Annotated in this window: 7 protein-coding genes; 4 read left to right on the top strand and 3 right to left on the bottom strand. The window is 39.7% G+C overall.

Annotated elements, in window-relative coordinates; all coding sequences use genetic code 11:
• Window positions 1–2: 2 nt before the first annotated feature.
• The 3 genes from BTR_RS10975 to BTR_RS13730 all read left to right on the top strand — a co-directional run bounded on the left by BTR_RS10975 (window position 3) and on the right by BTR_RS13730 (window position 9,093).
• Window positions 3–1,985: a MacB family efflux pump subunit gene (locus BTR_RS10975; protein WP_012232502.1), complete on the top strand. Its 1,983-nt coding sequence runs from the start codon at window positions 3–5 to the stop codon at window positions 1,983–1,985.
• A gap of 1,650 nt (window positions 1,986–3,635) precedes the next feature.
• The gene (locus tag BTR_RS10965; protein WP_012232501.1) at window positions 3,636–8,594 is read left to right on the top strand and encodes a DEAD/DEAH box helicase; all 4,959 of its coding nucleotides are present in this window, start codon (window positions 3,636–3,638) and stop codon (window positions 8,592–8,594) included.
• Window positions 8,595–8,970: 376 nt separating this feature from the next.
• The gene (locus BTR_RS13730; protein WP_280109591.1) at window positions 8,971–9,093 is read left to right on the top strand and encodes a hypothetical protein; all 123 of its coding nucleotides are present in this window, start codon (window positions 8,971–8,973) and stop codon (window positions 9,091–9,093) included.
• Between the two features lie 838 nt (window positions 9,094–9,931).
• Here BTR_RS13730 and BTR_RS10960 read toward each other — a convergent pair.
• From BTR_RS10960 to ftsE, 3 genes are read right to left on the bottom strand one after another with little or no spacing between them, the layout of a single operon-like run.
• A complete protein-coding gene (locus BTR_RS10960; protein WP_012232500.1) occupies window positions 9,932–10,597 on the bottom strand; it encodes a YdcF family protein in 666 nt (221 codons plus the stop codon).
• Window positions 10,598–10,601: 4 nt separating this feature from the next.
• Window positions 10,602–11,555, bottom strand: coding sequence for a cell division protein FtsX (locus BTR_RS10955; RefSeq protein WP_012232499.1), 954 nt, complete (start codon window positions 11,553–11,555; stop codon window positions 10,602–10,604).
• The gene (ftsE, locus tag BTR_RS10950; RefSeq protein ID WP_012232498.1) at window positions 11,548–12,207 is read right to left on the bottom strand and encodes a cell division ATP-binding protein FtsE; all 660 of its coding nucleotides are present in this window, start codon (window positions 12,205–12,207) and stop codon (window positions 11,548–11,550) included. Before ftsE ends, BTR_RS10955 begins: the two co-directional genes overlap by 8 nt.
• A gap of 555 nt (window positions 12,208–12,762) precedes the next feature.
• On the opposite strand from ftsE, the gene BTR_RS13045 reads away from it, so the two are divergent.
• Window positions 12,763–12,927 carry a hypothetical protein gene (locus tag BTR_RS13045; protein WP_158305318.1) on the top strand — a complete coding sequence of 55 codons (165 nt, stop codon included), beginning with the start codon at window positions 12,763–12,765 and terminating at the stop codon, window positions 12,925–12,927.
• Window positions 12,928–12,937 lie beyond the last annotated feature (10 nt).

Here is a 12,937-nt window from a genome sequence, read left to right as displayed (position 1 = left end):
TCATGAAAGCAGAAAAAGCAGATGCTGTTTTCGTTTTGGAAAATATTGTGCGCAAATTCCCTGCGGGTGAAACATTCGTTACTGTCTTGAAGGGTATCAATCTGACCATTAAGCGTGGTGAAATGGTGGCAATTATGGGGGCTTCTGGTTCTGGAAAGTCCACATTGATGAATATTTTGGGGTGTCTTGATCGACCAAGTTCTGGTCGTTATTGGATTTCTGGAAAAGAAATAGCTTCTCTTTCTGCTGATGAATTATCCGCTTTGCGGCGCAATCATTTTGGCTTTATTTTTCAGCGCTATCACTTGTTGAATGAATTAACGGCACTTGGCAATGTTGAAATTCCAGCTATTTATGCTGGCTGTGCACCAGATATGAGAAAAAAACGTGCAGAAGAACTTTTAACACGCTTAGGCATGGGAAAGAGAATCAATCATCGTCCTAATCAGCTTTCAGGAGGACAGCAACAACGGGTGTCTATTGCACGAGCATTGATGAATAATGCGGAGGTTATTCTTGCCGATGAGCCAACCGGTGCTTTAGATAAACACAGTGGTCAAGAAGTTTTGCGTATTTTGGATGAGCTTCATCAAGAAGGGCGCACCATTATTATTGTAACGCATGATATGCAGGTGGCTAAAAGAGCAGATCGTATTATCGAAATCAGTGATGGGGAAATTATTTCTGATAAGCTTTCAAAAGGTAAAAAAACAAAAACGAGTGTTCAACCTCTTCAGGAGAAACGAAATCTGAAAGATCAAAAAACACTGGGTTTTTTTCGTTCTTTTGTTGAACGTTTTCGTGAAGCATTTATCATGGCTTTGTTGGCTATGAATGCACACCGGATGCGGACTTTTTTAACAATGCTTGGGGTGATTATCGGTATTGGGGCGATTATTGCCATGGTGGCTTTGGGGAATGGGACGCGGGAAAAAATACTAGAAAATTTTAAAAGCTTAGGTTCCAATACCTTGACAATTTTCCCTGGGAAAAGTTTTTCTGATCCACAAGCAGAGAAGATAACGAGTTTGGTGGAAGCAGATGCGGAAGCTCTTTCTGATCTGCCCTATGTTGCTGGTGTAACACCTCAGATTTCAGCAAATTCTACGGTTCGTTTTGGTTCCGTTGAAGTTAATGCTATGATTACTGGAGTGGGAGAACAATTTTTCCAAACACAAGGACTCAAGGCTGTTCAGGGGCAGTTGTTTGATCAAAAAAGTGTGCGTGAGCGCGCTGTTGATCTCGTCATTGAAAAAGAAGCGCTTGCGGTGCTTTTCCCTCATAGTCATGGGAGTCCAATAGGAAAAATTGTTCATCTGGGCAATGTTCCTGCACGTATCATTGGGGTGGTAGATCCGCAAAATAATGGAGGTAACTCAAATACGTTGCAGATTTATTTGCCCTATACAACTGTGCAAACGCGTTTTCTTGGAACAACGCAGGTTCGTGCCATTACCGTGAAGATTGCTGATCATATTGATTCAAATTTAGCGGAGAAAATGGTGAAACGTTTTCTGATTATGCGCCATGGTGGGGAAGATTTTTTCATTCGAAATTCTGAATTTTTCCGTGAACGTATTATGGAGAGCACACATATTTTAACGCTTTTAGTGTCTTCAATTGCAGCTATTTCACTCATTGTAGGGGGGATTGGGGTGATGAATATTATGTTGGTTACGGTTTCTGAGCGGATTAATGAAATTGGAGTGCGTATGGCTGTTGGGGCGCGTCAGAGTGATATTTTGCAGCAATTTCTTATTGAAGCAATTTTAGTATGTATGATTGGGGGCGGTTTAGGAATCCTCTTTGGATTTTCTATTGGGGGGTTATTTTTACTCTTTAAGGCGCCTATCCACCTCGTTTATACACTTGATTCAATCCTCCTATCTCTTACTTTTTCTACCCTCATCGGGATATGTTTTGGCTTTTCGCCAGCGCGACAAGCTTCACGGCTTGATCCGGTTGTTGCACTTTCGCGTGATTAAGTGCTCATCAATTTAAGACATGTTTGTTGTTATGATAGAGCGTTTTTGAAGCGAAATATGATCAGGAAAAAGTTTGATTATCCGCTGCTCTCTCCTATAAAATGCTTCATTTGTTCAGTGAAACATGCCATTAGACTCATGAAATTTTATAGAATACCACCATCTTTTCGCTTGACCCGAGTGCTAACTGGAACCATCATACATCGCTCCCCAATATTGCAGTCTTTTGTATCAGAATGGTGTAGATTTAAAACTCTTCATAAGGGGCATTTCTCGTTTTTTCTTTATGGTTTTTTATTCACATGTCAGCTCCGTTTGTGACGTTGTAGGCAAGTGATATTGGTTGTTTCAATAGACATAGATTTAAAATGAGAGAACTTACAATATCTGAGATTCTTATTTTAAGATGAAAAACTCTTATTTTTATTAATCAATGCATTGCCTGATGGTAAAAATACGATTGCGAAATTTGGCTTATTTGTTATTGAGTTCGTTGAGCGGTTTAAGATTTTTGGAAAAGACGTTATAAAGATTTTCACTTTTGGTTTTGTAAAGGATCAGTGCGAATTGCAGGTGTTGAAGCTTGATGCAAACAAAGTATGATTGCACTCAAGTTTTAAAACGTCACTTAAGATACAGCCATTTTTCGTTCCTTCATATGAGTCCACTTAGCTTTCTTTAGAATATTGGTTTAAGACATCACTTTTTGCTGCTTTATCTCGTTTTGGGGTTGGAGGATAAAACAAGCCATTTTAGTTTCTGCGACAACGATGCTATCGGGGTGCTCCATAGAGGGGGAGGTTCTTAAGAATCAACTTCGTAAGATGCAGGTTTGATCTCATGATTTTGGGGAGGGGGGCAAAAAAATTAAGAGGCGGAAAGCTTCTCATTTTAAATGATGTGTGAATGAGGAGAGCTCTATTTAATCAAAAAGCATAATCTCATATTTAGCAGGAGCAAGACGGAGTAAGAGAGCATCATAAAACCAACTAGCAGATAGGCTGCCGAAAAGAAAAATAACTATGCCAATGATTATTATTGGGGTGTCTTTGCTGATATTTCTCCTCCTAGCATGCTTCCCCAAATGAGAAAAAATAACGATACAGCTGAAGCTACTGCGAAAAAGTTTAATAGGAAAAGAACCGGTCCGCGAATGAACAAAAGAAAAAGAAAGATGAAAAAAATCAATATGTTGAATGTTACGATGAATATTTTTCGTATGATAGAAAATATAATTCGTATTATCGTGAATATTATACGCATTGTTGTTTGTAGAATGCGATGTTTTTTGTGTGGAGTTTCTTTCCTAGTGTCTTGTGTGTTTTCAGGTATCGTATCCATTTTTCCCCCCTCTTATTTCTTAAGCTAAATCCTAAAATTATTGCGCACTTTATTTTGTCTTCTTACCAAATGCAAAAAAATATTTTTTAAAATCATCACATCTGCTTTTTTATTTCTATAAGGGTGTAGAATCAGTCAATGCATCATATGATTTGGCGGGGGAGACAAAGAGATTCCTCATATCATTCAGATAAGTGTAGAAAGAACGTCTTAAAATTAAGATATTTTAAATCTTTTGAGTAGAACAAGAGGCATTTATGAATTGGTCTAGATTCGATAGTTGAAGGTATTTTAAATTGGGGGGGAAGCATGACGACGCTACAATCGCTTTTACAGACCTATCGTGATGAAGCGCGTACCGAACGGGATAAAGGCACATATTTTGAGCGTTTGGCTCTTGCTTATCTGACCCATGACCCTCTCCAGTCTCAGTGTTATGAAAAGGTTCAAACTTTTAAAGATTGGGCGCATGAAAATGGCTGGGATGGTCGTGATACTGGGATTGATTTGGTGGCAAAGCTTCGTCATGAAGATGGTTTTGCAGCAATCCAATGTAAATTTTATGATGAATCCTATCGGATTAAAAAAGCAGATATTGATAGTTTTATTTCAGCATCAGGGAAAGAACCGTTTAAGCGGCGTGTGATCATCGATAGCACCATAAAGGCTTGGACTGACAATGCTGAAACAATGATACAGGGACAGAAAATTCCTGTTACACGGATTAATCTTTCCGATTTGCAAAAAAGTCCAATCCGTTGGGAGACTTTTGCTGCTAAAGGCAAAATTGTGCTGGGGGATAAAAAGAAGCTCCGTCCCCATCAGCAAGAGGCGTTGCGTTTTGTGCGTGCTGGGCTTGCGCAGGCAGATCGGGGTAAGCTTATTATGGCTTGTGGGACGGGTAAGACATTTACTAGTCTTAAAATTGCTGAAGATTTGGTTGGTGAGGGGAAATTTGTTTTATTTCTTGTTCCCTCCTTGGCACTGATGTCACAGACGGTGCGTGAATGGACAACGGATGCAGAAATCGGATTATGTTCTTTTGCTGTCTGTTCCGATACACAAGTGGGAAAGCGTCGTAAAAATAGTGATGATGTTGCAGAAATTGATGTGTGTGATCTTGCTTTTCCAGCGACAACTTATGCAGCAAAACTGGCAGAACAGGCGGGTACGAGTGTTGCAGATGAGATGAGCGTTGTGTTTGCAACTTATCAATCTATTCAGGTGATCGCGGATGCACAGAAAAATCATGGTTTTCCAACATTTGATCTTATCATTTGTGATGAGGCGCACCGTACAACAGGGGCAACACTGGTTGGCGCGGATGAATCCAATTTTGTGAAGGTGCATTCCAACGATATCATTCGTGCTAAAAAGCGCCTTTATATGACAGCGACACCCCGTATTTTTGGGGATAACGCGAAAAGTCGTGCGAATGAAGCCAATGCCGTTCTTGCTTCAATGGATGATGAAAAGCTTTTTGGCAAAACACTTTTTTATCGGGGCTTTTCATGGGCTGTACAGCATGACCTTTTAACGGACTATAAGGTTATTGTCTTAGCAATGGACGAAAAACTCATCAGTTCCGCTGTTCAAAAACGCCTTAGTGATCGCGAGTCAGCGCTTATTCTTGATGATGCAACAAAAATTATCGGTTGTTATAAGGCTTTGACCAAACAAGATATGAAGGCTGATGTTGGGGCTGATCCATATCCCATGCATCGTGCTTTAGCGTTTTGTAAAGATATTCGCAGTTCTAAACTGGTTCGTGATGAATTTTCTGCGGTTGTTGAGGAATATCTTGAGTATACTCAAGAGAATACGGAAAATGAGAATTTTTTAAAATGCGAAATTGAACATGTTGATGGCAAGTTTAATGCGAAGGACCGTAGTGCACTGCTTGATTGGTTAAAAGCAGAGAGCGGGGGTGATGTTTGTCGTATTTTGACCAATGCTCGTTGTTTGTCTGAGGGGGTGGATGTTCCAGCTCTTGATGCCATTATGTTTTTAAATCCACGTAAGAGTCAGATTGATGTTGTGCAAGCGGTTGGACGGGTGATGCGTCGCAGTGAGGGCAAAAAGATGGGGTATGTCATTTTGCCAATAGGTGTTCCTTCTGGGATTCCAGTAGAACAAGCTTTAAATAACAATGATAAATATCGGGTTGTTTGGCAAATTTTAAATGCTTTGCGCGCACATGATGATCGTTTTGATGCGACGATTAATAAGGCGTCGCTGGGGCAAGATATCAGCAATGTGATTGAGATTATTGGGGTAACGCAAAGCACTGAGTTACAGGCTGTGACAGCTGTTGTTGATACTCTTCCTGTTCGCTTACAATTTGCACGATCGGGAGTTGGAAGCCCTGAGCGTGATTTCCTTTTTACAGATGGACAAGGGGAGCTTTCTTTCCCTATGGATGAACTTTCGCGTGCTATCATGGCAAAGATTGTCAAAAAATGTGGGACACGGGATTATTGGGAGGACTGGGCGAGCAATATTGCGGAAATTGCCAAGAACCATATTGCGCGCTTAACAGGTATTCTCTCTGCGCCAGACACGGTAGCACGTCAAGCTTTTGATCGGTTTTTAGCAGAATTGCGTGATGACTTAAACGATACGATTACAGAAGCTGATGCGATTGAGATGTTGGCACAACATATCATTACGCGTCCTGTCTTTCAGGTGTTGTTTGAAGGGTATCAATTTACGCGTGAGAACCCTGTCTCGCGTGCTATGCAACGGATGCTTGATGTGCTTGATGAGGCAAATCTTGATAAAGAATCCAAAGATCTTGAGAAATTTTATGCCAGTGTAAAATTACGCGCCAGTGGTATTACCGATCCAAAAGCCAAGCAGAGATTAATTGTAGAGCTTTACGATAAATTTTTTCGTTATGCTTTTCCACGCACAGTAGAAAAATTAGGGATTGTTTATACGCCCGTTGAGGTGGTGGATTTTATTTTGAACTCTGTCAATGATATCTTGAAAAATGAATTTGGGCAAACGCTTGGCTCTTCAGGTGTTCACATTATGGATCCCTTTACGGGAACGGGGACTTTTATCACGCGTCTTTTACAATCAGGCTTGATCAAACCAGAGGAGATGAAACACAAATTTTGTCATGAAATCCATGCCAATGAAATCGTGCTTTTAGCCTATTATATCGCAGCTATTAATATTGAGACAACCTATCATGGTCTGATGGGGGGAGGTTATGTTCCCTTTGAGGGAATTTGTCTGACCGATACATTTCAGCTTTATGAGCAAGATAAAGATTTAATAAGCGATTTGCTGATGGCCAATAGCACCCGCAGGTCACGCCAGAAGGAACTGGATATTCGTGTTATTGTTGGTAACCCCCCTTATTCTTCTGGACAAAAAAGCGAAAACGATAATGCACAGAATATTGACTATCCTAAATTGGATAGACGTATCCGTGAAACTTATGCTGCTCAATCCAAAGCGAGCAATGTTAATGGACTTTATGACAGTTATATCCGTGCCATGCGTTGGGCAACTGATCGCATAAAGAGCAGTGGTGTTATTGGTTTTGTGACAAATGCGGGTTTTATCAATGGATATTCTATGAATGGCTTACGAAAAGAATTGAATGAAGAATTTTCGGGTATTTATATTCTCAATTTGCGTGGTGATATTCGTAAAAATATGATGAGTAAAGGACGTGCTCGAGAGGGGCAAAATGTTTTTGGAAGTGGAAGCATGACAGGAATTGCTGTGACACTGTTTGTTAAAAATCCAAATGTTTTTGAGCCTTGTAAAATTTATTATTATGATATTGGGGATAATCTCACGACAAAAGAGAAACTCTCTGAACTTCAGCGATTAGGCAGTGTTGACGGTATAAAGCGTGAACGTGGTTGGCAGATGATTACACCAGATGCGCATGGCGATTGGTTGGATCAACGCAACAGTGATTTTGAAAAATTTCTAGTCTTAGGTGATAAAAAGGGCAGTGATAAAAAGCTATTCAAAACTTTTTCTCGCGGTATACAAACTGGTCGTGATGCTTGGGCACATAATTCAAGCCGTGAAGCTTTAGCGGGCAATATGAGCAATATGATTGCTTTTTATAAGGGTGAAGTAGAACGTTTTAATGTTGCCTATCCAAACTCTGATCGCAAGGTGCGTGCAAATGCTGTGAATGATTTTGTTAACACGGATGCTAAAAAGATCAGTTGGAGTAGTAGTCTTAAAGAAAAATTAATAAGGGGAAAGTTTTCTGAATTTAAAAGTGATTGCTTAATTCAAAGCCTTTATCGTCCTTTTGCACGACAGTGGCTTTATTATAACCGTACTTTCAATGAGAGAGTATACCAAATGCCGTGTATTTTTCCTTTAGAAAAAGCGTTAAAAAATAGGTTAATACAAGTTACGGGAATTGGAGCAAGCAGTGGTTTTTCTGTTCTTATGACTAAGGATTTGCCTAATCTTCATACAATGGATACAAGCCAATGTTTTCCACGGTACATTTATGAAAATGTTGTATCTTTGAAAGATAAAAATAATAATCAGGCTCATTTATTTGCCAATCTTGCAGAGGAAAACAAAAAAGCTGGTCTGCAGCAGCGTGATGCACTTACGGATGAGGGATTAGCCTATTTTAAAGCAGCTTATCCTGGTGAAGTGATTACAAAGGATGATTTATTCTATTATGTCTATGGGATTTTGCATTCCGAAGATTATCGCAAGCGTTATGCGCATAATCTGTCTAAAGAATTGCCGCGAATTCCAACAGTTAAAAAAGCAGAAGACTTTTGGGCTTTTGTGACAGCGGGGCGTGAATTGGGTTATTTGCATATGAATTATGAGGAGGTTGAACCCTATCCTGTGACCTATAAACAGGGTGATCCAAAAACTTGGGTGATTTCTGATGCGGAGAGTTTTTATCGTGTTCAAGCAATGAAATTTGCGGGTAAACGCGGTGCTGTTGATAAAAGTACCGTGGTTTATAATGCGCATATTACGATGCAGAATATTCCTCTTGAAGCTTATGATTATGTGGTGAATGGTCGATCTGCTCTTGAATGGGTGATGGAACGGCAGGTTGTCAAAACGGATAAAGCGAGTGGACTTGTTAATGATGCTAATCGTTATGCCGTTGAGGCGGTGGGTAATCCAGCTTATCCTTTAGAATTGTTTCAACGGGTTATTACGGTCAGTTTAGAAACCATGAAAATTGTGCGCAGCCTTCCAAAATTAGACGTGAGAGAAACTGAAAAGGTTAAGTTATCTATTGTGCGGTAAAAAAGTGTCGAGTCATAACACGCTGGAGCTCTCATACATTTTGCGAGTTCGTGGGTGTTGCAATAAGCTCTTGGCATTTAAGATGGTTCAGAAGAGGCATGTCTTTCTCATATCGTTTTACGCTACACGACTCTTTTTCCTTGAGATGTGCAAGCAAATGGTTTTGATTGATTCAACAGAGTGAGAGAATCTTACGTTATTCAAGATTCTTATTTAAGATGAAAAACACTTATCTTTATCAATCAATATGTTGGTGGCAATAAAACACCCTACGCAATAAAGCCGCTAAAATTTTGATACATGAGCTTTAGCGACAGGGATGAATATTTTTGGGGCAGGGTTTGCTTGTCGAGCCTTGTAGGCGTGGAGCATATAAATGGGGAAGTCCAGAGGAGCTTGTCCAGAGAAAGTGGATTTTTTACAAACCGTTGTTGATCGGCATTTTCGTTCTTTGAGCGGTTGGAAGGAACTCATAACTCTCATGAAATCTATCTTTTGAGTGAGGGTAATCAGAAGTGAGCCGGTGGAACGCGTTAGATAAAAAGCTGGATGTTATTGTTTACAGATTTGTGGGGGTTAAAGTGTCCTTTGAGATGTGGGGAGGAAACCAAACAAAAAGTGATTTGAGAGAAGAAAATGATTTTAAAAAAAGATTGCTATGAAGCGTGGGATGTTTGTGGCGGTGTATGTTTTGAGCTTATTGTATCTGTGATCTAAAATGCTCTTATGAAGATGCTTTATAGAACGAAGAGATTGTTAGTAATCTATTGATTTATAATGATCATTTAATGTTCTCTCTTGAAAGAGAAATCTAAGGATCATCAATTTTCTCACTTTTAAGCCTTTAAAATGACTGCCTTGCATGTCATATGAGGTTGGTCTATGAATACTGTTAAAGGCGTAACGCATGCCCCTTGCTCATCATCCAAAGTGGTTTTTAAGAGCTATCGTCATATTGGGGGATGGCAAAATGTAGGATAGGGTGATTTGCGTTTTTTATGGAAGCGTAAAGATGATGGTATAAAGAGATTTTTATGACACGTCTGGAGATCTTATAGCTGTCTGGGAGCTTTATTTACAAGAGCTGTCTTCTATATTGGGGATGGCATTAGATAGATCATGTGTTGTGAGATCAAGTTTGGGATATAAGAGATGTTTTTGGGTGAATTTGCAAGACAGTGACGCGTGTATCGGGGCGTTTTGCTTGACATGAGGGGAAGTTCTGCGGGCTTTTATGGCGCTAATTCGTGTGGAAAAGAGTATGGAGAGAAGGGGATGACGCAGTTAGAAGGTGGCAAGGTTTAAAGTCATAAGGGAAAAGGTCAGGGGGATAAAGATCAGAAGGCGGTTCTGATATAGACTTGCAGTGTTTTAATATATTGAAATATGAGAATGCGGGCTTGTTTGATCTGTTGTATTGTACTTTCAGCTTTGCTCTTCTTCACGGGATAAGCAATGAAATGGATATCAGGCATGAGATATTTAAGTTCACGCATCGAGCGCCATATGTGGTAATCATGGGTGACGATATAAAGGGTTTTATAGTGGTGCTTTTTGATCCAAGCGGCACTTTCTTGGGCATTTCCTCTGGTGTTAATTGCTTGATGCCCAATGTCAATACAACAGGAGATAAGCTGTGGGCTAATATGCATGTTATGCATGAAACTCTTCAGATTGGTTGAGGTATTTACGCCACTGATGAGGAGTCGTGAACCAAGCCCCTTTTGTAAGAGATGAAGTCCTGTCTCTATTCGGTGTTCTCCACCTGTAAGCACAATGATAGCATCGGCTTTGGGAAGAGGCGTTGGGGGGACAAGTCGTTCGGTTTTTTCAGAAAAAATAATAAAACCACCCCAAAAAATGAAAACAATGACTACAAGAGTCAGTGTTGTGGGGGGAAAATAGCGAAATAAGCAGCGGGGAGACCAACTATAGTGAGGCCGTTTTGGAATAGAGCGGTCTAAATTTTTTTGTATCAATGAGTTGGGGCTGTTGTGAGTCATAAAATTAAAATAAACCGTTTTCACATTGATCGATTTTTTTCAGTTGCGCTAAAATAGTCATGCGGTTGGTAAGGGTGGTGAGAAAAGAAACAAAAATAATAAGCAGAGTGATTTTGCCATAAGGAATGGAACTTATGGAAATATGTCCTAATAAAGCCGTTATTTGGCTGGCTTCTACTCTTCCTAGGTTATAATTCGTCCAGAGACAAAAGGCTGAAAACAGAAATATGCTTGTGAGACCACCATATAAAGCACCGCGCAGAGCAGTTTTAAAAAAATGCCAATCAAATTGACGTGCAATGAAAAGGGTTTCAGTGCCAAGAAAATATAACACATTAATAATATGGGCATTTTCTGCCAATGCATTGCGGGTGGCAAAAATGATGGTGAGGATTAGAGAACCTAGAACCAATGCTAAAATTGAAAAACCAATGAAAACCGTGGTGTATGCCATGGTCGTAAAACGGTGGACCCAAACACGATGATCATCAAATTGACCGCCGGGAATTTGCGTTTTAATGGCATGATTGATGGCAGAAAAATTGATTGTTTCATCTTCCTTCAAGGTGACAATGATAAGACGGGGAAGGGGCAATTCGTTCAAATTAAAACCTGTTCCAAGCCATGGCTCCAGTAACTTTTCAGTGGCTTTTTGGTCAACAATTTTTGCATCTTGTACACCAGAAAAGGTTTTAACCAATGTTACTGCCTCATGAAGTGCTTTGTTGATATCAACATTATCAACGGGGCGTATTTGTATTGTTGCTTCATAGCTAATTTGATTGCTCCAATTTTTGGCAGAACGCTGGACTAAATCAACACCAATTAAGGTGAGGCTTGAGAGAAATGTCATAATAGCAATTACGGCAACCAGTGCTTGTCCAGAGATGTTGCTACTGGGAATAATCGCTGTTGTGTTTTTTTTATTGCTGGTAAAAATGGAGAAAAATTTATTCATGAATCGTCATCCGTCCGTTATGGAGAAGCATACGCCGTGCTGCAACTTGTTCCATTAAGGCGATATCATGAGTGGCAATGATAACAGCCGTTCCAAAACGGTTTAATTCAATAAACAAACGTAGCAGGCGTTTCGCTAAGGGTGGATCGACATTTCCTGTTGGTTCATCAGCAAGCAAAATTTCAGGTTGATCAATAAGCGCGCGTGCAATGGCGACTCTTTGTTTTTCCCCACCGGAAAGAACTGGTGGTAAAACATGAATATGATCGCCAAGACCTACCCAACAGAGGAGATCTTCTACTTCACTGCGATAGGTTGCTTCTTCTTGTCCTTTGATGCGTAAAGGCAAGGAAACATTTTCATAGGTGGTCATGTGGTCAAGGAGACGAAAATCTTGAAAAACCACACCGATACGTTGTCGTAGTGCAGGGAGCTCTTGTCTTTTCAGCAACGCTGTATCTGTTCCAAATAGATCAATATGACCGCGGGTGGGTTTGAGTGCCAAAAACATCAGACGCATCAATGATGTTTTACCCGCTCCAGAGGCACCCGTAAGAAATTGAAATGAGCCAGCAGGAATATGAAAGCTAATATCGCGAAGGACCTCCGGGCCCATTCCATAGCGCAGACCGACATTTTCAAAATGAATCACTTTTCGTTACCACTTCTGTTTTTATAGTGTATTACTCTCAGGACTTTTGCTCCTATTGTTTTCAATCTTATTCATACTTCACAACACGCAATATTTCTTCATTTGTGCTTGAGAAATATTGTTTGTAAAATATCCTTTATATTTCTTTATTTTGCATTTATTTATGATTTTAGCAGGAATTCCAAGGTGTTTCTAGCAGAAACATAAGAACTGCTATGCTTGTTTTTCGACTTAATCTTAATCTTGATCTTTCTCGTTTTGTGGTTGATGAGATTTGTGCATTTTTCGCTTTAATGTGTATTAAAACGCATCTTTTATAATTTTAATCTTTGTTTTTTTTTATTGATTATGAAAAAACGATTTGTTTTCAAAGGTTTTAAAAGTTTTTTTGTTGTTTTTTTGCCAAAATAGATTGATTTATAAGAATAATTTGTCATCTTACAATTTGATAAATTGATAAAAAAGTTTCACCGACAGTAAAATTGATCACCCACAGCAAGCCTTTTATGGCATTCGTTTGCGGCTTGAAATGTGTGTGTGGATAAAACATCTAAAGTGCAAATTATCTCTTATGAAGGATTATGCTATAAGAGGGGTGCAATATTTTGGGTTGCAAACAGAATAGTGGTTCTGGCTTGGATTTTTACCGGTGGCTTTAGCAAGCAATGCTGGGATTATTTTAGCAAAAGGCTAAAGCCTACCGGTGGTATTGTGCGTTAAACCATGGTGT

Origin of the sequence: Bartonella tribocorum CIP 105476 (assembly GCF_000196435.1) — a bacterium.
Lineage (GTDB): Bacteria > Pseudomonadota > Alphaproteobacteria > Rhizobiales > Rhizobiaceae > Bartonella > Bartonella tribocorum.
The sequence above is the reverse complement of the archived record's forward strand: the minus strand, read 5'-3'. Positions and strand labels throughout refer to the sequence as shown.

Bases quoted from the DNA above. Each gene is read 5' to 3' on its own strand.
- BTR_RS10975 (WP_012232502.1), top strand. From the start codon at position 3: ATGAAAGCAGAAAAAGCAGATGCTGTTTTCGTTTTGGAAAATATTGTG.
- BTR_RS10965 (WP_012232501.1), top strand. From the start codon at position 3,636: ATGACGACGCTACAATCGCTTTTACAGACCTATCGTGATGAAGCGCGT.
- BTR_RS13730 (WP_280109591.1), top strand. From the start codon at position 8,971: ATGGGGAAGTCCAGAGGAGCTTGTCCAGAGAAAGTGGATTTTTTACAA.
- BTR_RS10960 (WP_012232500.1), bottom strand. From the start codon at position 10,597: ATGACTCACAACAGCCCCAACTCATTGATACAAAAAAATTTAGACCGC.
- BTR_RS10955 (WP_012232499.1), bottom strand. From the start codon at position 11,555: ATGAATAAATTTTTCTCCATTTTTACCAGCAATAAAAAAAACACAACA.